Source organism: Fundidesulfovibrio butyratiphilus, from assembly GCF_054657235.1.
The window spans coordinates 2,029,561-2,055,565 of record NZ_BAAHXA010000001.1 but is presented as its reverse complement, the minus strand read 5'-3'; the positions used below and the strand labels follow the sequence as shown (position 1 = coordinate 2,055,565).

Annotated in this window: 21 protein-coding genes; 6 read left to right on the top strand and 15 right to left on the bottom strand. The window is 66.5% G+C overall.

Annotated features, from left to right (window positions below):
• Nucleotides 1-136: 136 nt before the first annotated feature.
• The 5 genes from ACYQ01_RS09515 to ACYQ01_RS09495 all read right to left on the bottom strand — a co-directional run bounded on the left by ACYQ01_RS09515 (nt 137) and on the right by ACYQ01_RS09495 (nt 5,090).
• On the bottom strand, nt 137-934 hold the full coding sequence (locus ACYQ01_RS09515; RefSeq protein ID WP_459933602.1) for a PDZ domain-containing protein: 798 nt from the start codon (nt 932-934) through the stop codon (nt 137-139).
• Nucleotides 935-1,006: 72 nt separating this feature from the next.
• Nucleotides 1,007-1,459: a hypothetical protein gene (locus ACYQ01_RS09510; protein ID WP_459933601.1), complete on the bottom strand. Its 453-nt coding sequence runs from the start codon at nt 1,457-1,459 to the stop codon at nt 1,007-1,009.
• A complete protein-coding gene (locus ACYQ01_RS09505) occupies nt 1,456-3,294 on the bottom strand; it encodes a protein-disulfide reductase DsbD family protein (protein ID WP_459933600.1) in 1,839 nt (612 codons plus the stop codon). Before ACYQ01_RS09505 ends, ACYQ01_RS09510 begins: the two co-directional genes overlap by 4 nt.
• 59 nt (nt 3,295-3,353) lie before the next feature.
• The gene (locus ACYQ01_RS09500; protein WP_459933599.1) at nt 3,354-4,619 is read right to left on the bottom strand and encodes a putative Na+/H+ antiporter; all 1,266 of its coding nucleotides are present in this window, start codon (nt 4,617-4,619) and stop codon (nt 3,354-3,356) included.
• A gap of 3 nt (nt 4,620-4,622) precedes the next feature.
• A complete protein-coding gene (locus ACYQ01_RS09495) occupies nt 4,623-5,090 on the bottom strand; it encodes a chemotaxis protein CheX (protein WP_459933598.1) in 468 nt (155 codons plus the stop codon).
• A 361-nt stretch (nt 5,091-5,451) separates the two neighbouring features.
• Here ACYQ01_RS09495 and ACYQ01_RS09490 point away from each other — a divergent pair, with 361 nt between their 5' ends.
• Entirely contained in the window at nt 5,452-6,522 is a 1,071-nt protein-coding gene (locus ACYQ01_RS09490; RefSeq protein WP_459933597.1) for a J domain-containing protein, read from the top strand.
• A 504-nt stretch (nt 6,523-7,026) separates the two neighbouring features.
• Here ACYQ01_RS09490 and ACYQ01_RS09485 read toward each other — a convergent pair.
• The gene (locus ACYQ01_RS09485; protein WP_459933596.1) at nt 7,027-7,479 is read right to left on the bottom strand and encodes a DsrE/DsrF/DrsH-like family protein; all 453 of its coding nucleotides are present in this window, start codon (nt 7,477-7,479) and stop codon (nt 7,027-7,029) included.
• A gap of 305 nt (nt 7,480-7,784) precedes the next feature.
• Between ACYQ01_RS09485 and ACYQ01_RS09480 the strand changes: the two genes are divergently transcribed.
• The gene (locus ACYQ01_RS09480; protein WP_459933595.1) at nt 7,785-7,997 is read left to right on the top strand and encodes a hypothetical protein; all 213 of its coding nucleotides are present in this window, start codon (nt 7,785-7,787) and stop codon (nt 7,995-7,997) included.
• A gap of 73 nt (nt 7,998-8,070) precedes the next feature.
• On the opposite strand, the gene ACYQ01_RS09475 is transcribed toward ACYQ01_RS09480, so the two are convergent.
• The 3 genes from ACYQ01_RS09475 to ACYQ01_RS09465 form a co-directional block, all read right to left on the bottom strand.
• Nucleotides 8,071-11,460: an efflux RND transporter permease subunit gene (locus tag ACYQ01_RS09475; protein WP_459933594.1), complete on the bottom strand. Its 3,390-nt coding sequence runs from the start codon at nt 11,458-11,460 to the stop codon at nt 8,071-8,073.
• Nucleotides 11,457-12,671 (bottom strand): efflux RND transporter periplasmic adaptor subunit, encoded by a 1,215-nt coding sequence (locus tag ACYQ01_RS09470; RefSeq protein ID WP_459933593.1) that lies wholly within the window; start codon nt 12,669-12,671, stop codon nt 11,457-11,459. Before ACYQ01_RS09470 ends, ACYQ01_RS09475 begins: the two co-directional genes overlap by 4 nt.
• A gap of 264 nt (nt 12,672-12,935) precedes the next feature.
• The gene (locus tag ACYQ01_RS09465) at nt 12,936-14,636 is read right to left on the bottom strand and encodes a sigma-54 interaction domain-containing protein (RefSeq protein ID WP_459933592.1); all 1,701 of its coding nucleotides are present in this window, start codon (nt 14,634-14,636) and stop codon (nt 12,936-12,938) included.
• Between the two features lie 145 nt (nt 14,637-14,781).
• On the opposite strand from ACYQ01_RS09465, the gene ACYQ01_RS09460 reads away from it, so the two are divergent.
• Nucleotides 14,782-15,771: a 4Fe-4S dicluster domain-containing protein gene (locus ACYQ01_RS09460; RefSeq protein WP_459933591.1), complete on the top strand. Its 990-nt coding sequence runs from the start codon at nt 14,782-14,784 to the stop codon at nt 15,769-15,771.
• Nucleotides 15,764-16,216 carry a FeS-binding protein gene (locus ACYQ01_RS09455; protein ID WP_459933590.1) on the top strand — a complete coding sequence of 151 codons (453 nt, stop codon included), beginning with the start codon at nt 15,764-15,766 and terminating at the stop codon, nt 16,214-16,216. The genes ACYQ01_RS09460 and ACYQ01_RS09455 overlap by 8 nt, the downstream gene beginning before the upstream one ends.
• Before the next feature lie 247 nt (nt 16,217-16,463).
• Here the strand turns inward: ACYQ01_RS09455 and ACYQ01_RS09450 are convergent, their stop codons facing one another.
• The 5 genes from ACYQ01_RS09450 to ACYQ01_RS09430 form a co-directional block, all read right to left on the bottom strand.
• The gene (locus ACYQ01_RS09450) at nt 16,464-16,907 is read right to left on the bottom strand and encodes an arsenate reductase ArsC (protein ID WP_459933589.1); all 444 of its coding nucleotides are present in this window, start codon (nt 16,905-16,907) and stop codon (nt 16,464-16,466) included.
• A 196-nt stretch (nt 16,908-17,103) separates the two neighbouring features.
• A complete protein-coding gene (gene ahcY / locus ACYQ01_RS09445) occupies nt 17,104-18,528 on the bottom strand; it encodes an adenosylhomocysteinase (protein WP_459933588.1) in 1,425 nt (474 codons plus the stop codon).
• Nucleotides 18,525-19,457: an ArsR/SmtB family transcription factor gene (locus tag ACYQ01_RS09440; protein ID WP_459933587.1), complete on the bottom strand. Its 933-nt coding sequence runs from the start codon at nt 19,455-19,457 to the stop codon at nt 18,525-18,527. Before ACYQ01_RS09440 ends, ahcY begins: the two co-directional genes overlap by 4 nt.
• Nucleotides 19,454-20,653 carry a benzoate/H(+) symporter BenE family transporter gene (locus ACYQ01_RS09435; protein ID WP_459933586.1) on the bottom strand — a complete coding sequence of 400 codons (1,200 nt, stop codon included), beginning with the start codon at nt 20,651-20,653 and terminating at the stop codon, nt 19,454-19,456. Before ACYQ01_RS09435 ends, ACYQ01_RS09440 begins: the two co-directional genes overlap by 4 nt.
• 98 nt (nt 20,654-20,751) lie before the next feature.
• Nucleotides 20,752-21,552 (bottom strand): alpha/beta fold hydrolase, encoded by an 801-nt coding sequence (locus tag ACYQ01_RS09430; RefSeq protein WP_459933585.1) that lies wholly within the window; start codon nt 21,550-21,552, stop codon nt 20,752-20,754.
• Nucleotides 21,553-22,306: 754 nt separating this feature from the next.
• Here ACYQ01_RS09430 and ACYQ01_RS09425 point away from each other — a divergent pair.
• On the top strand, nt 22,307-23,911 hold the full coding sequence (locus ACYQ01_RS09425; protein ID WP_459933584.1) for an ammonium transporter: 1,605 nt from the start codon (nt 22,307-22,309) through the stop codon (nt 23,909-23,911).
• Between the two features lie 12 nt (nt 23,912-23,923).
• The gene (locus ACYQ01_RS09420) at nt 23,924-24,262 is read left to right on the top strand and encodes a P-II family nitrogen regulator (RefSeq protein WP_459933583.1); all 339 of its coding nucleotides are present in this window, start codon (nt 23,924-23,926) and stop codon (nt 24,260-24,262) included.
• A 309-nt stretch (nt 24,263-24,571) separates the two neighbouring features.
• On the opposite strand, the gene gad is transcribed toward ACYQ01_RS09420, so the two are convergent.
• Nucleotides 24,572-25,966 carry a glutamate decarboxylase gene (gene gad, locus ACYQ01_RS09415; RefSeq protein WP_459933582.1) on the bottom strand — a complete coding sequence of 465 codons (1,395 nt, stop codon included), beginning with the start codon at nt 25,964-25,966 and terminating at the stop codon, nt 24,572-24,574.
• Nucleotides 25,967-26,005 lie beyond the last annotated feature (39 nt).

Below are 26,005 nucleotides of genomic sequence, written 5' to 3'. Positions count from 1 at the left end.
CGAAGCGACCGCGCCCCATGACAAAGGCCCCCGGATCAGACATTTCCTGATCCGGGGGCCTTCGTCGTCCGCAAGCGCCGCAGGGAGTCGCTCCTTTCGGCCGCCTTGAAGGCTCTCTCCGCTTTTTCGCGGCCCGCTACGGACGCGCGCCGCCCAGGATGACGGTCTTTCGCAGGGACTTGCCGTCGCGCACCAGGGTGAACACGGCGGGGCGGCCTTCATATTCGCTCACGGCGGCGTTCCAGGCTCCCTCGCCGTCCACGGCCTTGTCGCCAATGCGCAGGATCACGTCACCGGCCAGGATGCCGGCCTGGTCGGCGGGCGAGTTGTCGCGGACCGCGATCACGTAGGCGCCCCGGTCAAGGTTGTGGGCCTTGCGCACCGGGTCGGGAATGCGGTCGGCCCAGATGCCCAGCGTCATGGGCTCGCGCATCTTGGCCCAGAAGGTGGCGGTCACGTCGAAGCTGTCGCGCACGTAGGGCACGTAGCCGCCGGAATAGTAGCCCGGGGTGTAGACCCCGAAGCCGCCGCCCCAGCCGTAGCCGCCCCGGCCGTAATAGACCATGTAGCCCGGGTTGTAGCTCTCCACGTAGGTGTAGCCCTCGGTGCGCACGGGGCGAAGATGCAACAGCACCTCGCAGGCCCCGAGCTGGCGGGCGAACTCGGTCAGATCCTTGTCGCTCACGCCCTGGGCGTTGTAGGCCGACGTGCCCATGAGCATGAAGCCGCGTCGGTACATGCGGGCCGGGGTTTGGGCGTCGGCCGGGCCCCTGGTGACGACGGGGTCCTGGCAGGGAGTCGTGAGGCTGGCCAGAACGTCGGCCGTGGCTCCGGGCGCGGGCATGTAGCTCTGTTGAAAGGGATTGGCGCATCCGGACACAACGGCCAAACACAGGCCGGCCAGAAGGACGCGTAACGCGGTTCGTGAATGCATGGCGATTCTCCTGAGTGACGAGGGCCGGACGAGGTCTCTCTTTTCGCGAAGACACGCGGTTGCCGGGTTTCGTTACCGATCGTCTTCCGGTTGCTCGCGGGCATCGTCTTCCTCGTGGGGTTTGGGCTTGGGCAGCAGCACGAAAAGCGCGGAGCAGGCGCAGACGGCCACCAGAAGCTCGGGCCACAGGGTGAGTTGGCCGCGAACGTAGGATTCAGCCGCGCAACCCACGATGTATATGCCCCCGCCATAGGCCAGAAGCAGGGGCCTGCGCTCCACGCCCCGGGCCTGGCTGGCGAGCATGAAGCCGAAGAAGATCGGAAACAGCAGGCCCGCGCCGATGAGCGTCCACAGGCCGTCGCTGCCCGTGGCCAGATACAGGGCGGCGGCCACCTCGTGCAGGGGAAGGATTCTGGAAAGAAGCCACGCGGCCACCGCGGCCGCTCCCAGGGCGCCCAGCAGGATGAGGGGGCCGTTGCGCGGCGGGGAGGAAGAGGAGGGTGTCGGATCGTGTTGTTGGGTCACTGTGTCGCCTGCGCTGTGCGGGGTTTGGCCGCCCTGTCGGGACCGAAGGCCTGGCGGGCGGCGTTTTCGAGTTGTTCCGTGCTGAAGAGGTCGCGAAGCACCACGGGCCGTGCGGCGTCCGCCCCGGCCGGGAACAGGGCCGCCACCGGAATGGACGCGCTGCCCAGGGCGCGCAGGAGTTCCATGGCCTTGGGATCTTCACGGGTGATGTCCACGCGCACCAGGGTCACGCGGTGGTGGGCTTTGAGCCTGGCCAGGGTGCTTCGGGTGAGCACGGTTTTTTCCAGGGCCTTGCAGGTGGGGCACCAGTCGGCGGTGAAATCCACGAGCATGTTTTCGCGTCCCAGGGCCTCGCTGAAGCGTTCCGGATCAAAGGGCTTCCAGGCGTCGAGGTGCGGGCCCGGGGGGTCGAGCGCCCACAGGCATGCCGCCACGGCCACGGCCAGGGCCAGGGAGCGCACGCCCCAGCGCAGCAGCGGCGGCTGGGAGAGGTTGGTCCAGGCCCCCCAGGCGTGGCAGGCGAAGCCCGTGAGCAGCAGCGCGAGCAGGGCGGCCGGGAGCATCGCCTGGGGCAGGATGGTCAGAAAGTAGAGGCACGCGCCCAGGAGCAGGAATCCGGCAAGTTTTTCGAAATGCTCCATCCAAGGGCCGGGTCGGGGCAGAAAGCGCACCAGGTCGGGCCGGGCGGCCATGAGCAGGAAAGGCGAGGCCATGCCCAGTCCGATGCACAAAAACACCGTGACCACCACGAGGACCGGCTGCATGAGCGTCCAGGCCAGCACACCGCCCAGAAACGGACCGGAGCAGGGCGTGGCCAGCAGCGTGGAGAGCAGCCCGGTGAGAAAGGCCTGGGACCTGGGATCATGGCCGGCGGCCATTTCGCGCGCGCCGAACTTGAGGTCCACCACCGGCAGATGCACCACGCCAAACAGTGACAGCCCCAGGGCCAGGAGCGCGGCCGCAGCCCCGAGAATAAGCCCCGGCCGCTGGAAGAACTGCCCCCAGGCCAGCCCGGCCGCGCCGAGGATGGCGGCCAGCAGCGCGAAATAGGCCAGGACGCCCAGGGAATAGAACACATTGTGGTCGCGCAGCAGGCGACGGCGTTCCCGTGCGTCGCGCGAGGACATGAAGGCCAGAAGGCCCGAAAGCTTGAGCGTCGCCACGGGTAGCACGCACGGCATGAGGTTGAGGACCAGCCCGGCCAGCAGGGCCAGGGGGATGGCCCGCATGAGGTTGTGGACTTCGAGGGCGGCTTCCGGGTTGCGGGGCGAAAAGCGCCAGGGCAGGCGCTCCGGCTCGGGCGGAGGAAGCGGCTCGTCCGGTTTGGCCAGGACCAGGAATTCGCGCCACCAGGGCTGGATTTCCGCCGGCTGCGGACTGGCCGTCTCCCGGCCGGAGAATACGGTTTCGGTTCGCATGGGCCAGCAGCTCACGTCCGAGCAGGCGAGCAGCGACACCGTGGCCTGAAGGGAAAAATCCGAGGGCAACTCCCGGGGCAGGGGCACGAACACCGGAGTGGGGCCGGCGTAGACGTTTACGGTGATGTTTTTTTCGTAGAGGTCCGGGGCGGGTTTTCCAGGGGGATAGAGCGGGGTCAGTTCTTGCCCGGAAGGCCCCAGGCGGACATCGACCGTGGTAGGCATGCCCGAGGGGCCGGGGTCGTGGGAGTAGGTTTTGTAGCCGGGGGCCGGGGCGAGCCACAGCACGGCCAGCTTTTGCGCGCCGGGGGCGACGAAGAGCTCCCAGCGCAGGGCCACGGGCGCGAGGGGATCCTGGGCCGCCACAGGCGGGCAGGCGATGACCAGGATCAGGGAGATAAGCGAAAGCACACGCATGATGCGGCTCCGAAGGATCGAAACACAGGCCTGCGCAACGCCAGGCAGAGTAGCAGGATTCATGCCGTAAGGTACAAAAAAGCCGCGGCGGCGACCAGGGTGGGGCAGACGGCGGCCGCCAGAAGTTTGAGCGGAGAGATGGTCTGGCCCGGAAACCCCTCCTTGAGAATGGCGTACCCGGCGGGGTTGGGGGCGTTGGCTATGACGGTGAGTCCGCCCCCGGACACCGCTCCGGCCAGAAGGGCGAACTTGTTGGGTTCGGTGAGGTTTTCCACCAGGGTGCCCAGATAGGTGAGGGCGGCGTTGTCGGTCACGGCGGTCAGGGAGGCCGCTCCGAAGAACAGGGCCGAGGAGTCCATGCGGGCCAGCAGCGGTTGCACCCACCACTGTTGGGGTTTGCCCAGAATCACCAGGCCGGCCAGAAACACGGCCACCAGGAAGCTCTCCTTGACCAGAAGCGGGGATTGGTATTTCGGATAGGCGCTGGTCAGGCCCAGAAACACGATGAACACGGCCAGAAAGGCCAGGGGGTGGTGGAGAAGGGCCACCAGCAGCGCCAGCGCGGCCACGTGCGCGGCCGTGATTCTCCAGGGAATATGGTCGCGCAACTCTTCGGGCAGGCGCACCCGCACCTTGCGCAGTTGCCCGCCGAACAGGGCGGAAAGAATGAGCGCGTTGGCCGCCACGGCCAGGGCGGCTTTCCAGCCGAAGTGGGAAAACATGTGCCACAGCCCCCAGCCCCAGGCCGGCGCGCACATGATGACGGGCGGGGCCGCGAAGTGGGTGAGCACGCCCCCGATGGAAATGTTGACGAAAAGCGTGCCTACGATGGCGTAGCGCAATACCTGGCTGATGGGGGTGGTGAAGAAGATGGCGTAGACGAGAAGCGCCGTGAGGGTCATGGCCGCGGGTTCGGTGATGAACGACCCCAACAGCGGGCCGATCACCATGGCGGAAAACAGTGTCGCCTGGCCGGAGCTCAAGGGCAGGCGTTCGGCCAGGCCCATGATGGCCTTGGCGCCCAGGGCCAGCACCGGCCTGGTGGAGGCCGCGACCATGATGGCGAAAACGAAGGCCGGTTCGGTGAAACTCAGGGATTCCAGGTAGCCGATGGCCCCGGAAGGGCCGGTCACCAGGGCCAGGGCCGCCAGGTACGCGGCGGCCCACATGCCGAAGACGACCTCCACCTCGCCCAACAGATGGTAGAGTCCCTTGTGGGGACTGTCGATGCGGCTTAAGCGCCGGAAGGCGCCGCAGGCGAAGGTGTGCGCCACGGCCAGGGCGAAGAACAATGTGCCCAGGCCGGTGGCCAGAACGTTTTGCATGGCTCAGTCGAAACAGAATTCGACGGTGAAATCACCTTGTTGCGTGGTAAAGGGGATGGCCACCACGGGCCCGCTGGTCACGTGGCTGATGGTGTGCCCGTCGCCGAAGACGATGGTCGGCGTGGATGCCTGCATGTTGAGTCCCATTTGGGAAAGGCCGGCTCTGGCCTGGCCGGAAATCATGTTGGTGATTTCGCCGACGGCGTCCTTGGCGTCCTGGAGGATGTCTTGAATGTCGTCGCCCAGCATGCTTTTGACGATCGAAATAGCACACTTTTTGCTAAAGGAAATGGAAATGCTGCCGTGCTTGTCGCCCGTCAGGCCCACCACGGCGGAAACGTCGCCGCTGGCGGTGTTGCTTTTCTTGACGTAGGGCTTGCCGGGCGTGGGTTCCATCATGGCCATGGTGGACAGGACGTGTTTGGTGGCCTGGACAAAAGGCTTGGCGATTTCAGCGTCGGTCGATTTCATCGTGGGGTCCTTGAAACAAGAAGTCAACGCATTGGCGCGGCGAAAGGCCGCCCCCGGGTTGCGCGCACGGACTCAGGGCTTTTGCATGCCCGCTTACTTTGTCATATCCGCAATCGGGAGGAGTTTTCAAGGACATTATTGTATCCGACACAAGGCGAGGCCGTGCGCGCCGGGATGCGAGAAACGTCGGGTTGCGGGTTGCCAAGGCCCTACGCATCGTGTATTTTAGTTAAAACAGACGGCATATTCGACACCATATGAAGCATCCCTCAGCAGTCAGCGCACCCCCGGGCCGCTTGTGGCGGCAAGGGGGTTTTTGTCGTTATGCCCAAAAAAAGTGTTGTTCCGGCAGGTTCTCCTGATGCACGCCGACCAGCGACCCTACGCCTCGCCCAAGCGGCCCGTCACCGGCTATTCCGACGCCGATTGGCGGATGCTGGAAAAGCGCCTGTCCGACACCAGGGACCTGTTGCGCGACGTGCTCAGCCATTTGCGCAAGGTTCTGGACAACCTCAAGATGGCCGGCGACCAGTACAAAAGCGCGGGCCGCGCCTGGCGCAGCCCGGGACAGCCGGCGCAGGGCGCGCGTACGGCATACGGGCGTCGGCAAAACAGCCCCTTCACCGACGCCGGGCAGTCCAGAGGGGCCGCCCCGTCCGCCAGACCTGCCGCACCTTCCGCACACGCCTTCCACGACAAACCCACCTCGACCCGCCCGGAACCCCCTTCCGCCGCGTCGGCTTCACGGTTTCGCCCCGGCGAACACGCCAAGCGCCATGGCGAGGCCCGTAACGCGGCCGGTCCGTTCTCCTGGAGCGCGCGCGGACAGGAAGCCCCGTCCGTTTCCACCGCCCGCAATCCCTGGCGTCCCCAGTCCGAAGCCCGTCGTCCGGTCGCGGACGACACGGCCGCCCAGACCCGCCGCCTCGCTGAAGAGCGGGCCAGGCAGGCGCGCGAGCAACTGCTGCGCGAACGCGAGGCCCAGGCCGAAAAAGCCCGCCGGGAAGCGGCCCGCCAGGCGCGCGAACAGGAAGTCCGCGCCCGCCAGGCCAGGGCCGCCGAGGAGCGCGCCCGGCGCGAAGCCCGCGAACGCGAGGCCAGGGCCCGCCAGGCGGCTCGTGAAAAGGCGCAACGCGAGTTCGAAGCCCGGCAGCGGGCCAAGCGCGAACAGGCCCGGCAGGAGTCCTCGCGAAACGCCTACACGCCCGGCTGCGGGACCATGACCCTCACCCAGGCCTGCGCTCTGCTCTGCGTGGCCTATCCCTGCTCCGTGAACGACATCAAAAGCGCCTACCGCAAGCAGGCCCGCCGCCATCACCCGGATCTGGGCGGTGACGAAGAGATGATGAAGTCCCTCAACCAGGCCTACGAGTTGGCCCTCTCCTGGTGTTCCCCTCTGCGCGGCAAGTCCGCGCCGTCCTGGGCGGCCTAGCCGCCTGTTGAAAAATTCTTGCTGGCTGCGTTGCTGCGGAAAACGCACCCCCCCCAACGGATGCCAACTCCGCTTCGGGCTTGACTTTTTTACGCGCCTTGCCGGCACGTTTTTTGAAGAGGCTGCACGAGTCGGCTCGTCGGGCGGTCCGCTAGGGGCGCGTTCCTCAAAAACTCCCTTGTTTTTCAAAACACCAGGAGTTCCCGATACGCCTCCGCGAAAGAGGTCCGAGCGTCTTTCGTGGACGCCCCCGCGTCGCCTGCCGAAGCGTGTTCCCGTGGTCGCGCGGTTTGAAAAAATTTCACCCCGCGCGCGCGGGAGCGCTTCGCGGGGTGAGTTTGCGTCCGCCTGACCGGCGAACGGTTTTGTGGGATTCGGCAAGACGGCGCGTGGGTGCCCCGGCCGTGTGCTCTCCGGGGGCATCACCCCCTTGTGTTCGTAAAAAATCTTATTGTTTCAATGTGATATCCACGAAAGGAACAAGTGCGGTCCGCACGCGTGTTCCTAAGTGAACATGTTGATGGAACAGGTGCCGGCCAGCTTCAGGTACTGTTCGGCGTTCATGATTTCCACGCCTTCGAGCAGGTCGTCCTCGGGGATTTTCATCATGTCCAGGGTCATCTTGCAGGCGTAGATTTTAACGCCCTCCAACTGGGCCATCTCGAAGATATCTTCCAGACTCGGGATGTTGGCCTGTTCGATCTGTTTTTCCATCATGCTCGTGGCCAGGTTGGACATTCCGGGAATCGCGCCCAGAAATCCGGGCGGATGGAACTTCAGCTTGGCCATGTATCCCTTGCGCACAACGTTGATGCCCATGAAGGTGTAGAACAGAAACACCTCGTGTCCCAGACGCTTGGCGTTGAGCGCCAGGACCAGGGACGGATACGCCCCGTCCAGGGTGCCCTTGGAGCAGATGAACGTGTAACGCTGTTTGCCTTCCGTCGTATTTTCCATGGAGAACCTCCTGCGTAGTGGCGACATTCTTCGGAATGCGACCGATGTGGGAGATAATACGCTCTACCGTGTTGTCAATCGGCTGTTTTGCGCGTGCGCGCACACGGGAAACCTCGGGCCTTGAGGCGGGGCGTTCGCACGCGGGGTCGATTGGGTCGCCGAAGGCGTTGTCATTTTTTTTCAAATGCTGCTATATTCAAAAATAGGAATATTTCCTGCCTGGTTGGTAGGGATTCCTCTGGAAAAGACCTTCGGCCCATGGGGCGGGAGCCTGTTCATCACCCTCGACAGTCAGGAGGAAATGTATGGCCGATTGCGAACTGCTGGCGCGGTGTCTGTTCTTCAACGACAAGATGGCGAACAAGCCCGGAACCGCGGACATGATGAAGAAGAAGTATTGCCGGGGAAACAACGCCGAGTGCGCGCGCTATGTGGTGTGCAAGGCGCTGGGCAGGGAAAGGGTTCCCGGGGACCTGTTTCCCATCCAGATGGACAGGGCGCGCGAACTTGTGAAGTGACGGCCGTTGGGTCTTGGCAGGGGACCGCGCCAGCGCGGGGTCCCCTGCCCGAGTCCGGTTTTGTGATTTTCGCCTACCCCGCCCGCCGCCGGTCCAGATAGTAGGCCACCGGCACCACCATGCGCGAAAACAGGGTGGCGGCCACTTCGCCGGCCATGAGCGAGATGGCCAGGCCCTGGAAGATGGGATCGAACAGGATGACGAACGCCCCGGCCACCACCGAAATGGCGGTGAGCAGCATGGGCCGGAAGCGCACGGCTCCGGCGTCCTCCACGGCCTGTTCGAGGGTTTCGCCCTGGGCGCGGCGCATTTCAATAAAATCCACAAGGATAATGGAGTTACGAACAACCAGGCCCGCGCCGGCGATGAAGCCGATCATGGACGTGGCCGTGAAAAACGCCCCGGCCGCCGCGTGGGCCGGCAAAATGCCGATGAGCGAGAGCGGAATGGGCGACATGATGGCGATGGGCGTGGTATAGGACCCGAACCAGCCCACCACCAGCACGTAGATAAGCGCCAGCACCACGGCGAACGCCAGGCCCATGTCGCGAAACACTTCGTAGGTGATCTGCCACTCGCCGTCCCAGGTGAGCGACCAGGAGTCCACAGCCGGTTCGTCCGGGGTGTAGCGGATGGTCAGGGGTTCGTGTCCCGCGACCTGCCACGCGCCTTCGCCCTTGGCCCCCAGGGTTTCAAGGGTCTTGGTCATGCGGGCCATGGCGTAGATCGGGCTTTCTTCCTTTCCGGCCACGTCGCCGGTCACGTAGACCACGGGGCGCAGGTTCTTGTGATAGATGGCCGTGGGCGCGCTCACGTCCTCGATGCTCGCCACCTGCCCCAGCGACACCATCTGTCCCCCCGAGCCGCGCAGCACCACGGAGGCCAGGTCCTGGCGGCGGGAGCGTTCGGCAAGGGGCAGACGCACCACGATGGGCACGTCCTCGCCGGCCGAGGGATCGTGCAGCAGTCCCGCGGTCTTGCCGCCGAAGGCGGCGGTGACGGCCTCCAGGGCGCGGGCCGGGTCCACGCCGTTGGCCAGGGCCTTGTCGCGTTCGATGCGCACCAGGCGCTCGGGCTGGGGATCGTCCACATACCAGTCCACGTCCACCACGTCCGGGGTGGTGCTGAAGACCTTTTTCACCTGGGCGGCCACCTTGAGGCGTCCTTCGAGGGTGGGACCGTAGATCTCGGCCAGCAGGGTCTGGATGACCGGCGGTCCGGGCGGCACCTCGGCCACCTTGATCCTGGCGCCCAGGCGGGCGGCGGTCTGGACCAGATCGCCGCGCACGGCCTTGGCGATGTCGTGGCTCTGCAGGGACCGCTTGCTCTTGGGCAGAAGGTTCACGGTGATGTCGGCCTGGTTCTGGGCGGACCGCAAATAGTAGTGGCGAATGAGTCCGTTGAAGGTGAACGGACCGCTCGTGCCCACGTAGAGCTGCACGTCGGTCACGTCCGGGCGTTTCAGCACGCGCGAGGCCAGTTCAAGGGTGGCGCGGGCCGTCTCTTCGAGGGTGGTGCCCCGGGGCATGTCCACAACCACCTGGAATTCGGTCTTGTTGTCGAAGGGCAGCATCTTGACCAGCACCGCCTTGAGCGGCACCAGGGCGCAGGCCAGAAGCAGCAGTCCCGTCACCCCGGCGAGAAAGCTCCAGCGCCAGCGCGGGCTTTGCAGCAGGCGGCGCATGAAGAGGCGGTAGAGGTGGGTGGCCCGGTCCTCCTGGTGGGGCTTGGCCGCCTGCTCGCGCGAGAGCAGGCGTTTGGCGGTCCAGGGCGTGACGGCGAAGGCCACCAGCATGGAAAGCAGCATGGCCACCGACGCGCCGATGGGCATGGGCCGCATGTAGGGCCCCATGAGTCCGCCCACGAAGGCCATGGGCATGATGGCCGCGATGACCGTGAAGGTGGCCAGCACCAGGGGGGCGCGCACTTCGCTCACGGCTTCGACGATGAGGTTGGAAAAGGACTTTTTGCGACTGCCCGGCATCTCCAGGTGGCGCACGATGTTTTCCACGTCCACGATGGGGTCGTCCACCAGGATGCCGATGCAGAAGATCAGGGCGAAGAGGGTCACCCGGTTCAGGGTGTAGCCCATCAGCCAGTACGTGGTCAGGGTGATGGCCAGGGTGACGGGCACGGCCACCATGACCACGCCGCTGGCCCGCAGTCCCAGGAACAGGGCCACCACGCCGCCCACGGTGACGGCGGCCAGGATGAGGTGTTCGATGAGCTCGTGTACCTTGAGCCGGGCGGTCTCGCCCAGGTCGCGGGTCAGGCTGACCTCCACCCCGGCCGGAATGAGAAACCCCTTGAGGCTTTCCACCTTGGCCGCGGCGGCCCGGGCCACGTCCGTGGCGTTCTGGCCGGCGCGCTTGGCCACGGCCAGACTCACGGCGGGCAGGAACCGCTCGGCCGTCTCGGCCTGCGCCACGGTTTTCGCACCGCCGTTCCCGGCCGACCCGGCCAGCCCCTTGGCGTAGAGCACGTAGTCGGCCGGCTCGTCGAAGCCGTCGCGCAGTTCGGCCACGTCGCGCAAGAACACGGGCTTGCCGTCGCGCACGGCCATCACGGCCTGTTCCAGGTCCTTTTTCGAGTGGAAGAAGTTGTCCAGGCGCACGCTCACGGCCATGCGGTCCTGGACGGTCTCGCCGATGCGGCTCGACTGGTTCTGCTGGCTCAGCACCTCCAGCACGCTCACGGCGTCCAGGCCGTTGGCCCGCAGGCGGTCCTGCCGGAGCTCCACCATGAGGGCGCGCTTGCGTCCGCCGATCAGGGTGATTTCCGATACGCCGGGCACCGCGCGTACCTCTTCGGCCACCTTGGCGGCCAGGGCGCGCAGCGAGCGCTGCTCCATGTCCTGGCCCCGGAAGGTGAACACGGCCACGGGCACGTCGTCGATGGAGCGCGGCTTGAGGATGGGCTGGGAGCAGCCCTTGGGAATCCAATCCAGGTGTTGGTAGAGCTTGGCGTAGGTCTTGACCAGGCTCTTTTCCACGTCCTGGCCCACCTTGAACCGGACGACGGCCAGGGCTTCGCCGTCGAGCGACGTGGAATAGACGTACTCCACGCCGGGAATCTCCCAGAGCAGGCGTTCCATGGGGCCGGCCACCCGGGTTTCGATCTCCTGGGGGCGGGCGCCGGGCATGGTGACGTGCACGTCGATCATGGGAGCCACGATCTGGGGCTCCTCCTCGCTGGGCGTCCAGGTGACCGCGGCCACGCCCAAAAGCATCGAGGCCAAAATGATGAGCGCCACCAGCTTGGAGTCGACAAAGGCCCTGGTCAACGCGCCCAGCCAGCCCTCGGCCCCCGGGTGCAGGTGTACCTCGGGGGGAGTTTGCGCCTCGGCTCCCGCGTCGGGTCTGGCGTCCGCGCCTTCGGCCGCCGAAGCGTCCCGCGCCCGCCCGGAGTCCCCAGGCTCCTGTGCGCGCTTGTCGGCCGGGTCGTCCGGCGCGCCCGGGGTCACGGCTTGACCTCGCGCAGGCGGTCGCCGTCGCGCAGGGTTTCGGTGTCGGAGCAGACCAGGCGCTCGCCGTCGCTCACGCCGGAGAGCACCTCCACGTAGCGGGGCGTGCCGGGATCGTCGAACGCGTCGGAGTCGGTCAGATAGGTCTTGCCCTCGATGTCCGCCTTGATGAAGCCGGAGCCGACCTTCACCACCCGAAAATGGATCAGGCCCGACGAGTCCACCACGAACACGCACGGCAGGTCGCCGCGCAGGCGCAGGCACTCGCGGGGGATGAGCACCTTGTCGTCCTCTCCGGCGGGCAGAAACACCCGCCCGAACATGCCGGCCTGGGGCGAAGGCTTGTCCGGCGCCGCGGCGGGCACGGCGGCCTTGAGCTTGAAGGTGCGCGTGGCCGGGTCGATGCGACCCACCAGGGCCGTGACATGGGTGACGAACGGTCCCGCGCCCAATGCCGGCACCCTGGCCACCAGGGGCTGGCCCACGCGCAGGCCCGGCAGCAGGGATTCGTCCACCTGGGCGGCCAGGTCGAAGCCTCCCGAGGGGTCGTCCACCAGGGCCAGGGGCTGGCCGGCCGTCACGAAGGCCCCCTGGTCCACGTAGCGCCGGGTGAGCACGCCGCCGCTCAGGGCGCTCACGCGGGTGTAGGCCTCCAGGGCCTTGAGTTCGTCCTGCTGGGCCGCCACGTTTTTCATGCGGGCGGCGATGGCCTCCTCCTCGCGCTTCTGGGACAGGTAGTCGGCCTGGGCCTTGTCGAAGTCGTCCTGGCTGACGGCCTTTTGAGCGAGCAAACGCCCGATGCGGTCCACGGTGGTCTTGGCGTGGGCCACGCGCGCTCCCAGGGCCTGGCGTTCGAGCGAGGCCTGGTTGAGCGAGGCGGCCAGGGCCTCGCGCCGGCCTTGCAGGTCCTTGTCGTCCAGGCTCAAAATGGGGTCGCCGGGACGCAGGGTGTCGCCCTCGTTGGCGTATACCCGCACCACCGTGCCCGAGAGCTTGCTGGACAGGGTGATGCTGCGCTGGGACTCCACCTGGGCGGGAAAGGAGCGGCAGGTGATGGCCCGTTGTACGTGGGCCGTGGTGGTGGCGGCGGAAATTTCGCGCGGGTTGGGACGCTTGGGAGCGTCCGAGCCGCACCCGGCGAGCGCCAGGGCCGCAATCATCATGAACAGCGGGCCCGCGACCCGCAACGCGCTTTTTCGACGTCGCATCATGAACGCACCTCGACCGTGCTTGTCGTTCGTTGGAATCCGGCTTCTCCGGCCGCGTTTCGGCCGCGAAGCCCGGTTGATCTTCCCGTTTCTCCTACGGCACAACGGCGGGCGGCGTAAAGCGCTTCGCCCCTTCGGCGATCGGGAGCCCGCAGGCGCCCCGGGGCGCCGATCCCTCTTCCACGCCCGGCCGAGCCGGCGCGAGGGAATGCACAAACCGGGCCGTGCCGGCCTTGCCCCGCGAGACGACAGCGTTTTCCCTTCGGGTCAGCTCTTGAGCACGGCGTCCACGCGCAGGCCGTATTTGCGCATGCGGTTGTACACGGTCAGCCGGTTGACCCCGAGCAGACGGGCGGCCAGGGCCTTGTTGCCCCCGGCCCGGGTCAGGGCGTCCACCAGGTGTTTCCGTTCGTCGGCGTCGGCAACGGCCGTTTCCCCCGGCGTGGGGAGCACATCGCCCCGGTCCGGCCGGTCGGTCGGGGCGGCGAAAGCCTTCTGGCCGGGCTCCCGGCCGCGCGCGCTTTCCGATGCCTCGCCCGCGTGCGCGGCAGGCCGCGGGTCGTGTCCGGCGGGTTCGCCAACGGGCGCGACCGGACCATCCGCCCGGAAAAAGCAGGGAGGGCAGCCTGGCGGCGGGTTCGCCGCTTCCAGGTCGCAGACGGACGCGGGCGAAACGGCCCTGGAGTCCGGCGCGAGTCCCGAGGGCCAGACCAGCTCCGTCGCCGGCCCTGTGCGGGAAAACCCCGCCCGGTCGGCCCCGGCTGGCATCGGTCCCGCGGGCGTGGTTCCGGGCCGGGTCAGGCTGGCGGGCAAGTGCTCGGGCAGCACCGGACCGCTCTCGGCCAGCACGGCGGCGTACTCCATGGCGCTGCGCAGTTCGCGCACGTTGCCGGGCCAGGGGTGGCGCATGAAGAGGTCCATGGCCTCGGGGGAAAGGCCGGACAGGGGCTTGCCGGTCTTGGCCGCCAGCAGATGGAGAAAATGGTCCGCCAGCAGGGGGATGTCGTCTTGGCGCTCGCGCAAGGGCGGCAGGACGATGGGAATGACCGCGATGCGGTAATAGAAGTCCTCGCGGAATCGGCCCTGGGCGATGAGCCGGTTCAGGTCGCGGTTGGTGGCCGTGATGAGGCGGGCGTCGGCGCGGCGGGGCTTGTCCTCGCCCACGCGCTCCATCTGTCCGGTTTCCAGCACGCGCAGGAGCTTGACCTGGGTGGAGAGCGGGGTGTCGCCGATCTCATCGAGAAAGATGTCTCCGCCCTTGGCGGCTTCGAAGCGGCCCTGCCGGGCGCGTACCGCACCGGTGAAGGCCCCCTGGGCGTGTCCGAAAAGCTCGCTTTCCAGAAGCGACTGGCTGAGCGCCGCGCAGTTGAGGCCCACGAACGGACCCGCCGCGCGCGGCCCCAGGGCGTGCAGGGCCCGGGCGGCCAGTTCCTTGCCCGTGCCGGACTCGCCCAGAAGCAGGACCGGGGCCTCGCTCTGGGCGGCCTTTTCCAGGATGTCGAAGAGCCTGCGCATGGGCGCGCTGCGCCCCACCAGGCCGTGGAAGACGTCCGGCCGGTCGAGCAGGCGCGACAGCTCCTCCACCTTGCGGTCCAGGCGGTCGATCTCGGTCAGGTCGAGCACGCTCTCCACCGCGCCCACCACGCGTCCTTGCTCGTCGCGGATGAGGGACTGGTTCTTGAACACCGCCACCCGCGAGCCGTCCTTGCGCGTGAGCAGGCAGCGCCGGGGACCCGAGGCGCGTCCGGCCAGGAGCGGACACCAGGCGTCCGAACACTTTTCGCGCTCCTCGGCGCAGCCCCCGCAGTCGATCACCTGACAGGGCCGGCCCGTGAGTTCCTCCCGCGTGTAGCCGGTGATGCGCGCCAGGCCTTCGTTGGCCATGACGATGGTCCCGGAAGGGTCCACGAGAAAGACGCCCTCCTGGATGGCGTGGCAGATGTCCTGCCAGTGGTTGCTGATGTCCATGGCGTATCATGTGCTTACACATGTGTTTATGTCAAGGCAGGGCGCTTCGGGGCCGCATGGAAGGGAGAATGTTATTTTTCTAAATTGATACAGTTGGTTACGTTGAAGTGGCGTCCTTTGGCACGCATCCTGCTATTACCGGGCCATGTTCGCATCCCTCCCCTCCTCCACGCGCATGAGCCGGCGCACCCTGTTCAAGGCCCTGGGCCTGGGCGGGGCCGCCGCGCTCGTGCCCGCGCGCTCCCGGGCGGCCCTCTGGCAGGATTCCAGCCAAGAACTGGTCACGTTCCTCAACCTCAACGACTGTATAGGTTGCGGCGCCTGCGTGGACGCCTGCCGCGAGAAAAACGCCGACCGGTATCCCAAGCCCGTGCATCCCATTCCGCCCATGATCCCCTCGACCTCCAAGCCCGAGGACTTTTCGGACAAAAAGGGCGACACCTCCCGGCTCACCCCCTACAACTGGCTCTACATCCAGACCGCCGTGGTGGAGACGGAGCAGGGCAAGCGCGAGGTGAACATCCCCCGGCGCTGCCTGCACTGCCAGAATCCGCCCTGCGCCAACCTCTGTCCCTGGGGGGCGTCGTCGCGCCAGGCCAACGGCATCGTGTCCATCAATCCGGACATCTGTCTGGGCGGGGCCAAGTGCCGCACCGTGTGTCCCTGGCACATCCCCCAACGCCAGAGCGGCGTGGGCCTGTACCTGGAACTGCTGCCCACCATGGCCGGCAACGGGGTCATGTACAAGTGCGACCGCTGCCAGGACCGGGTGGCCAAGGGCGAAAAGCCCGCCTGCATAGAGGCCTGTCCCAACTCGGTGCAGACCATCGGGCCGCGTCGCGAGATCGTGGCCATGGCCAAGCGCCTGGCCGCCGAGACCGGCGGATACCTCTACGGGTTGGAGGAAAACGGCGGCACCAACACCATCTATCTTTCGCCCGTGCCCTTCGAGACCCTGAACAAGGCCGTGGAAAAGGGGCCGGGCAAGCCGCATCTGGCCAAGGTGGCCGACGTGATGGCCACCTCGAACCATCTGGCCTGGGCCGTGTTGCTGGCCCCCCTGGCCGGCGTGGCCTCGTCCGTGCTCAAGACCGGCAAGAAACTTCTGGGAAAATCGGAGGCCCCCCGTGACTGAGCCCTTCACCCGCCTGGAAAAGACGGCCTACCGCCTGGTCATGGCCGTTCTGGCCGTCACCGGCATGGCCCAGATGCCCATCTTCAAGCGCTATCGCATCGCCGATGTGCCCGGCCTGGGCTGGACAGCGGACTTTTTCTTCACCCACTGGCTGCACATTCTCGGGGCCGCCGCGCTCCTGTTTCTGCTCGGCCGTCTGGCCGGGCGCGGCGGACTTTTGGGTCTGGGCCGGGTGCGCGGAGGCTTTTTGGCGGTGCTGGTGGGAACCGGGGTGGTGCGCCTGGCCAAGAATCTGCCCGGCGTGAGCTTCGATCCCACCACCACCATGCTCATCGACTGGATTCACCTGGGGGCCGCCATCGGCCTGGGCATAGCCGCCCTGGCGGCCCTGGCCGTCGGTCTGGGCGGACGCCCGGGCCGCAAGGCTCCCCTGCAAGAGGCCTGATCCGACCCCTGGCCAAGAACTCGCCCCCCCCGTCGGCCGCTTGACTCCCTTTGCCGGGAGTGAAGCGCACGTAAAAGCGGGCGGAGACCCCATGAAGGTCTCCGCCCGCTTCTTGATGGCGCAATGCGGACCGAATGCGTCGACCGCGCGGCGGGTTTGCGGTCGCTCCGCGGGACCGCCCCCGCTGCTTTCCGATGTCGCGGGCCTGAACAACACGGGCGCCGGCTGTTCCGAAAAAACGCGCCCCTCAGCGGAACTGGTCTTCCACGTTGGCCGGAAAGCCCAGCACGAACGATTTGATCTGGTCGCGCACCTTGCGGTAGCAGTCGAGCACTTCCTCTTCGGTCTTGGCGTTGGCGGCCAGGGCCGGCGGGTCTTCGAACCCCACGTGGGCGCGCTTGGCCTGCCCGGCGAAATAGGGGCAGTTTTCGCTGGCGTGGTCGCACAGGGTGACCACGTAATCGAAGACCACCGGCGGCAGCATGTCCACGGTTTTGGATTCCTGCCCGGAAATGTCCACTCCCGCTTCCTTCATCACGATCACCGCGCGGGGATTGACCCCGTGGCGCATGACCCCGGCGCTGTAGGGTTCGAACTCCTCGCCGCGCAGGGAGCGCAAAAATCCCTCGGCCATCTGGCTGCGGCACGAATTGCCGGTGCACAAAAACAAAACGCTGGGCTTGGCGGACATGGACTCTCCTTGGAAATGAACCGTTTGGGCGCTTGGCGTCCGGCCCCTTCTACAAGGCATTGTCCCGCCGGGCAACCGTCATGTGCGAAAGGAAAAACGGGAGCCGTCGGGGGGAAGGCCCCGCATGCGGGGAAAAAAGAAAGCTCTGGAGGAGGGGGAGGCCCCGCATGCGGAAGCCTCCCCCGATGGGTGGCGTTTAGTAGCGGTAATGCTCGGGCTTGTACGGCCCGTCGGCTTCCACGCCCAGGTATTTGGCCTGTTCGGAGTTCAAGCGTTCGAGTTTCACGCCCAGGCGTTCCAGGTGCAGGCGGGCCACTTCCTCGTCCAGGAGCTTGGGCAGGGTGTAGACGCCGACCGCGTAGTCCTTCAGGGCCAGGTCGATCTGGGCCAGGGCCTGGTTGGTGAAGGAGTTGGACATGACGAAGCTCGGGTGTCCGGTGGCGCAGCCCAGGTTGACCAGACGGCCTTCGGCCAGAATAATGATGGAGCGGCCCGAGGTCATGGTCCACTTGTCCACCAGGGGCTTGATCTCCACTTTGGAGCAGGTCTTGGAACCTTCCAGGTAGTGCATGGCGATTTCGGAGTCGAAATGCCCGATGTTGCACACGATGGCCCCGTCGCGCATCGTTTCCATGTGCGCGCCGGTGATGACGTCCATGCAGCCGGTGGCGGTGACGAAGATGTCGCCCTGGGTGCAGGCGTCGTCCATGGTGGTGACTTCATAGCCTTCCATGGCGGCCTGCAGGGCGCAGATGGGGTCGATTTCGGTGACGAGCACCCGCGCGCCGAAGCCGCGCATGGAGTGGGCGCAGCCCTTGCCCACGTCGCCGTAGCCGGCCACCACCACGACTTTGCCGGCCATCATCACGTCGGTGGCCCGTTTGATGCCGTCGGCCAGGGACTCGCGGCAGCCGTAAAGGTTGTCGAACTTGGACTTGGTCACCGAATCGTTGACGTTGATGGCCGGGAAGAGCAACTCCCCGTCGCGCATCATCTGATAGAGGCGATGCACGCCGGTGGTGGTCTCCTCGGAGACGCCCCGGATCTTGGAGGCGATGCGCTGGAAACGACCCGGATCGGCCTTGACCGAGGCCGCCAGCCGGTCGAGAATGATGGCCATTTCCTTGTTGGCGGGCTTTTGCTCCAGGAAGGACGGGTCCTTTTCGGCCTTGACCCCGAAGTGGATGAACAGGGTGGCGTCGCCCCCGTCGTCCACGATCAGGTCCGGCCCGGAGCCGTCGGGCCAGGTCAGCGCCATCTCGGTGCACCACCAGTAGTCTTCCAGGGTTTCGCCCTTCCAGGCGTAGACCGCGGCCGTGCCGGCCTCGGCGATGGCGGCGGCGGCGTTGTCCTGGGTGGAGTAGATGTTGCAGCTCGCCCAGCGGATGTCCGCGCCGAGCTCCTTCAGGGTTTCGATGAGCATGGCGGTCTGGATGGTCATGTGCAGGCTGCCGGTCACCTTGAGCCCCTTCAGGGGTTTTTGCGGCCCGTACTTGGCCCGAACGGCCATGAGGCCGGGCATTTCGCTCTCGGCGATGACCATTTCCTTGCGGCCCCAGTCGGCCTGGGGGAGATCGGCCACCATGTACGGCAGGGTGAGGTCCAGAGGTTTGACGGTCATGGGTTCTCCTTCCATGTGGGATGGTTGGGCCGCCTGGCGACGGTGACGCCAAGGGTCAGGCCCATGTTGACGGGAATGTGGTCGGTTTTTTCCGGCCTGAGCCCGGCCCGGCCCAGCCAGTCGGACAGCTCCTCGGGGGAAAAGCCCAGCCAGCGGTCGCCGTAGCGCTTGCGCAGGTCTTCGTTGTCGTGCTTGAGATAGTCGGCCACCACCAGCACGCCGCCCGGGGCGAGCACGCGTCCGGCCTCGACCAGGGCCGCACCGGGATCGGAGAGGTGGTGCAGGGTCAGACTCAGCACGGCGGCTTCGGCCTCGGCGTCGGCCAGGGGCAGGTGTTCGAGCTCGCCCACGCGCAGGCTCACCGCGTGGCCGGGATTGGTCTCCCTGGCCCGTTCGAGCATGGCGGACGAAGCGTCCACCCCGATCACCCGCTCGGCCTTGCGGGCCAGGGCCGCCACCAGTCCGCCCGGGCCGCAACCCAGGTCGACGGCCACGGCGCAGGTCGGCACGCGGTCCATCAGCAGGCCTTCGAGGTCGAGTCCGCCCAGCACCTCGCGGCGCATGTCCGGCCAGCGTCCGGCCACGGCGTTGAAGAACCGGCGGGTCTCCTGGGCGCGCAAGGCCATCACCTGGGCCGCGCGATCCAGATCCTGGCCGTGGTCCAGGTCCTGCAGAAAGGGGGCGAGGGCGGCCAAAAGTTCGCTGGCCCGGCCGGACTGGGCCGGCGCGTAGAAGGCCCACAGGCCGTCGCGGCGCACGCGCAGCAGGCCGCACTCCACCAGAATGCGCAGGTGGCGCGACACGCGCGACTGGCCCATGGCCAGCGCCGCCACGATTTCGCCCACGTTGAGCTCGTGGCGCGCGAGCAGGCGCACGAGACGCAACCGGGTCTCGTCGGCCAGGGCCTTGAACACGGCGGGGACGTTCATCGGCCAAGGCCTTGGCGCAGGCGGGGCAGCCAGGTGCCGTGCAGGACCGCGTCGGCGACCATGCCGGCCGCAAGGCCCCAGAAGGCCGAGCCCACGCCGAAGGCGGAAAATCCCGAGGCCGTGGCCAGAAAGGTGACCAGGGCGGCCTCGCGCCGGTCGGCCTCTTCCATGGCCTGGGTCAGGCCCGAGGCGATGGCCCCGAACAGGGCCAGGCCCGACACCACGGCGATGAGCGCGCCGGGCAGGGCCGTGAAGAGCCCCACCAGCGTGGCCCCGAAGGCTCCCACCACCAGATAGGAAACGGCGCAGGCCACGCCGGCCACGTAGCGTTTGTTCGGGTCCGGGTGGGCTTCCGGCCCGGTGCAGATGGCCGCCGTGATGGCCGCCAGGTTGATCGCATGGCAGCCGAACACCGAGAGCGCGGCGGAAAAGGCCCCGGTCGCCGCGATGAGCGGTCCGCCGGGCGCGTCGAAGCCGCTGGCGCGCATGACGCCCAGGCCCGTGGCGTTCTGCCCGGTCATGGTGACGAGAAACAGCGGCGCGCCCAGGCCCAGGATGGCTCCCAGGCTGAAGACCGGGGCGGTGAACACCGGCCAGGTCAGGGCGGTTTCCACCTGCTCCACCCGCAACAGTCCTTGGCTCCAGGCCGCCGCGACTCCGACCAGCAGGGTGGTGAGCACGGCGTAGCGCGGGGCCAGCCTGCGACAGAGCAGATAGACGGCGCACATGCTTCCCACCAGGACCGGCGCGCCGGGCAGGCGCACGAACACGTCCATGCCGAAACGCAGCAGGATGCCGGCCAGCATGGCCGAGACAACGGCCTTGGGGATGCGGTCCATGAGGGCGGAAAACAGTCCCGTGACGCCGCACAAAGCCATGGCCGCGCTGGAGACGAGAAACGCGCCCACGGCCTCGGGGTAGGGATAGCCGGCCAGGGCCGTGACCAGGAGGGCCACTCCGGGCGTGGACCAGGCCACCACCACGGGTTGGCGGTAGCGCAGCGACAGCCACAGGCCCGTGATTCCGCTGCCGATGGAGATGGCCCAGATCCAGCTCGAGAGCTGGGCCTGGGAAAGGTGCGCGGACTGGGCGGCCTGAAAGATGAGCGCGGCGGGCCCGCCGTAGCTCACCACCACAGCGAGGATTCCGGCGGTAAGGGCCGACAGGGAAACATCCCGGCGAAGCGATCGGTTCATGGGGTGGGGTCTAGCTCAACCGTGTGACTATATCAAGATATATTGATGTAGTTGCGCGGTTTTTCCGTCTCCTCCGCCAAAGGGCGCGGCGTGGGCGCTTATCCTGCGTGGAACGTAACGAGATCCTTGATGAAATCCCCGGGTCGCTCCCAATGCAGGGCGTGGCCTGCGTCATAGGTCCAGAGGGCGGCGCCTGGGATCAGGGCGAGGAGTTCGTCCTGGTCGGCCCTGGAAAAGAGGCCGTCGTTTTGTCCCCAGGCCAGGGCCGTGGGGCAGGCGATGGAGGACAGCAGGGGGCGGTTGTCGGTGGCGGCCAGTGCGGCCAGTGCGGCCTTCCAGATGGCCGCGGGCAACTTCAGGCTCTGGTCGATGATCGTGCGAAGAAATGCTCCCGGCACGGGCTGGGAGGGGTCCTGAAAGGCTGCCACGAAGGCGCGGGGGATGGGGTCGGACAGGGTGCGCACCTCGTCCAGGAATTCCAGGATGATGGGGGTGTTCCCCGCCGGCGCGCTGGCCATGAGCACGAGCTTGTCCACCGTTCGCGGATGGGTCGCGGCCAGGGTCTGGGCCACGAAGCTGCCCATGGAGTGCCCGGCCACTGTGGCGGAGGCCAGGCCCAGGGCGTCCATCAGGGCGGCCACGTCGGCCGCGTGATCGGCCATGGCGTAGCCTCCGGCCGGCCGGTCCGAATCGCCGTGGCCGCGCAAGTCCGGCGCCAGCACCGGGATGCCCGGAGGCAGGGCGTCCAGCACCAGCTCGAAGGACTGCCAGGAATCGGCGAAGCCGTGCAGCAGCACCACGGGGGAGCCGGCCCGGACATCGCCGCGCAGGGCGTAATGAAGGGTGACGCCGGTGGGCAATGCGGCGCGGCCGAACTGGAGCGCTTGCGCGTCTGGCATGGGACACCTGCCTGAAAAGATGGATTGTGCGCACGATAGCCGCAATCGGGGGGCAAAGGCAACCGGCGGGCACGGGGGCTCGGGTCGAACTTCGGAAAACAGGACCGGCGCGGGCGAACGGGGTACGGCGTGGGAAGAGACGGGGGCTGGCGCCCGAAGCGACGCGTCTTGCGGGCTCGCGGGTTCACGGGCGGGCGCTCGGGCGGGCGGATCGTGGTGCGGGAAACTGTGCTACAATTTTGTGACTGGAGTGGGGAGGCGGGTCGGATTGAGGCTCCGGCGTTGGCCTGGCCCGAGATGGGAGACCCGGGACCAGGCCCGTCACAGCGCCGGCGGCGGTGTTGAAGTGCCGTGACAGCTTTTTGCCTACGCCATGTGTACGCGAAGGACAAGTAAAACCCGTGGTCCGTTTTGGGGAGACACCGGGGTGAAGGAAAAGTTTCAGATTGGTTATTGACAGGGCTGGACGCGGACAGTATTTACATTTATGTGAAATGCGCGTGGCAAGAAGACCTGTCCGCTTTGGTCGGCGTATGGCGCTGCGCCGGCTTGGGACAAGTCGATAACGCGCGATGGAGGTTTTCGGCGTTTCCGCTCGCGGCCTGCGGCATGGCGGAACCCTGAGGCGAAATCCATAGAACGACCGACTCTCTGACCAGGCGCGTGTCCCACTTGGCCCGACGACCGGCCATCATTGGATTCTGGCAATTTTGTCAACTGCGCAACGGCCTTTTACGGGAATGGGGAAACAGGTATGAAGAAGTATCTCCCGGTGTTTCTTGTGCTGATCCTGCTCACGATGGCGACCGCTCCGTCGGTCCTCCTGGCTGACGAGCCCAAACCGGAAACCCCGGCCGCCGAACCGGCCAAGCCGGATCCCACTGGCGCCAACATCGGCACGGCCGCCGACATCGTGGGCTATGCCGCCAACGGACCCACCAAGGAAGACCTCGCGACCATGAGCGAGAAAGAGCCTCTGGCCGCCAAGGTCGCCGAGGCCGCCGGCAAGAACAAGGTGTCCATCAATTTTACCTGGACCCTCATGTGCGGCTTCCTGGTCATGTTCATGCAGCTGGGCTTCGCCCTGGCCGAGACCGGCTTCACCCGGGCCAAGAACGCCGCCCACACCATGACCATGAACTTCATGGTTTACGGCATCGGCATGCTCGGCTACTGGCTCACCGGCTACGCCCTGCAGATGGGCGGGGCCGGCCCCTTCGCCACCCTCGGAGGCGGAGGAACCCTGGACACCGAGTTCACCATTTCCCTGTTCGGCAAGGACTTCGGCCTGTTCGGCCTCAAGGGATTCCTGCTCGGTGGCGATACCTATGACGTGGCCATTTTCACCATGTTCCTCTTCCAGATGGTGTTCATGGACACCGCCGTGACCATCCCCACCGGGTCCATGGCCGAACGGTGGAGCTTCAAATCGTTCGTTATCTACGGATTTTTCATGTCCATGCTGGCCTACCCCCTGTACGGCAACTGGGTGTGGGGCGGTGGCTGGCTGGCCACTCTGGGCAAGAGCTTCGGTCTGGGACACGGCGTGGTGGACTTCGCCGGCTCCTCGGTGGTGCACATGACCGGCGGCGTGGCCGCCCTGGCCGGGGCCATCGTCCTGGGGCCGCGCCTGGGCAAGTACGGGCCTGACGGCAAGATCAACGCCCTGCCCGGCCACCACATCCCCATGGCCATCGCCGGCTGTCTGATCCTGGCCTTCGGTTGGTTCGGCTTCAACGCCGGCTCCACCCTGGCCGGCTCCGATCTGCGCATCGGCGTGGTGGCCACCAACACCATGCTGGCTTCGGCCGCCGGAGCGGTCTCGGCCATGTGCTACATGTGGATGATCTACGGCAAGCCCGACGCCTCCATGGCCGCCAACGGCCTGCTGGCCGCCCTGGTGGCCATCACCGCGCCTTGCGCGTTCGTCACTTCGGGCGCGGCCGTGCTCATCGGCTTGATCGCCGGCGTGCTGCTCTGCGTGAGCGTCTTCTTTGTGGACCGCACCCTCAAGATCGACGACCCCGTGGGCGCCATTTCGGTGCACGGCGTCAACGGCGCCTGGGGCGTTCTTTCGCTCGGTCTCTTCGCCGACGGCGTGTACGGCGACGGCTGGAACGGCGTGGACGGAACCGTCACGGGTCTGTTCTACGGCGACGGCGGTCAGTTCGTGGCCCAGTGCGTGGGCGTGCTCACCAACTTCGTGTTCATCTTCGTGATCTTCTACGTGTTCTTCAAGGTCTTGAACATGTTCGTGAAGATGCGCGTGAGCCCCGAGATCGAACGCGAAGGCCTGGACCTCGAAGAGGTGGGCGTGTTCGCCTACCCGGATTTCTCCCTGACGAAGACCAACCGGTAAGGAGCGTCCCAGATGAAAATGATCACGGCAATCATCAAGCCCTTCAAGCTCGATGCGGTGAAAGAGGCCTTGGACAAGGTTGGCGTGCACGGCATGACCGTGACGGAAGTGAAAGGCTACGGACGCCAGAAAGGCCATACCGAAGTCTACCGGGGAGCCGAATACCAGGTGGTGTTCACGCCCAAGGTGAAGATAGAATTGGTGGTCAAGGCCGACCAGGCCTCCGCGGTGGTGGAAACCGTGAAATCCACGGCCAACACCGGCAACGTGGGCGACGGCAAGATCTTCGTCTTCAGTCTGGAGGAAGTGATGCGTATCCGTACCGGAGAAACCGGGGAGAACGCCATCTAACGTCAAGAGACGCCCGGCGCGGCGGAGAAGGCCATGCGCATTCGCCGCGCCGAAACAGGCAACCGTTCGCCGCGTCGCACCCGGCGCGGCGGATTCCGCGAAAGCGATACACAGCCGCCAGGCGGCAAACACACGGGAGGGGGCTTCGGCCCCCTCCGCGTGTTTTTGGCATGGCCGCCTGCCTGTCGCGGCCCGGTTCCCGTTCCTGTCGCGCCGGGTGGTCCCGGTCTGGGGCGGTCGGGATCGCAAGCCGCGACGGACCCGGACCGTCCCACGCTCCGGGCCGTTGCGGACGGACCGCGAAAGCGATCAGGTGTGGCTGAATCCCGAGGCCGTCTCCGCCGTCAGGGAGTGGGCCACGGGGTTTTGGGCGAAGTAGTCCAGGCAGCGTTTGAGGTCTTCCACCAGCAGGTCGGCCAGGTCGCGGCTGAACCCGTGGCGGACCAGGGCGCGCATGACCACCAGGTCCTTCCGGTTGGCGGGCATGGAGTAGGCCGGCACCTGCCAGCCCCGGGAACGCAGCCGGTCGGACAGATCGTAGAGATTGAAGGCGTGCTTCTTGCCTTCGGCCAGGCTCCAGGACACGGCCGGAATGCCGCCCCGGCCGTCGTAGATGACCTCGAAGTCCGGCAAGGAGCGCAGGGCGTCCCCCAGGTAGGCGGCCGTCTGGTAGCAGGCGTTCTGGAGTTTGCGGTAGCCTTCGCGGCCCAGGCGCAGGAAGTTGTAGTACTGGGCCACGATCTGTCCTCCCGGGCGGGAGAAGTTCAGGGCGAACGTGGGCATGTCGCCGCCCAGATAGTTGACCCGGAAGATCAGGTCCTCGGGCAGTTCCTTGGCGTCGCGCCAGACCACCCAGCCCACGCCGAGCGGCGACAGCCCGAATTTGTGACCCGAGGCGTTGATGGATTTGACCCGGGGCAGACGGAAATCCCACAGCAGGTCGGGTTGGCAAAACGGGGCCAGAAAGCCGCCGCTGGCTCCGTCCACGTGCACCGGGATGTCCAGCCCGGTTTCGGCCTGGAAGGCGTCCAGGGCCTGGCACACCGCTTCAACGGGTTCGTACTGGCAGGTGAAGGTCACGCCCAGGGTGGGCACCACGCCGATGGTGTTCTCGTCGCAGCGCTTGATGACCTCCTCGGGGCTCATGATGAGCCGGCCCTTTTCCATGGGGATTTCGCGCAGCTCCACGTCCCAGTAGCGGGCGAACTTGTGCCAGCAGATCTGCACCGGACCGCAAATCATGTTGGGCTTGTCCGCGGGTTTGTTCGCGGCCTGGCGTCCTTCCCGCCAGCGCCACTTCATGGCCAGGCCGCCGAGCATGGCCGCCTCGCTCGATCCGGTGGTGGAGCAGCCCATGGTGTTGGCGGCTTCGGGCGAATGCCACAGATCGGCCAGCATGTGCACGCAACGCGCTTCCAGCTCGGCTGTTTGCGGATATTCGTCCTTGTCGATCATGTTTTTGTCCAGGCATTCGTCCATGAGCCGATGCACTTCGGGATCGGCCCATGTCTGGCAGAAGGTGGCCAGATTCTGTCGGGAGTTGCCGTCGAGCATCAGCTCGTCGTGCACCACCTGATAGGCGTGCCGGGGATCGATTTCCTTGGCCGGAAAACGGTATTTGGGCATGCGCACCGAAAGGTCGCTCGACGCGTAGACATCATCGAGAAGGTTGTCGCGGACTGTTTTTTTTTCATGCAATGCCATGCTGTCGCCTCCTTGGTGGATGGTTTGGCCGTTGGTTTC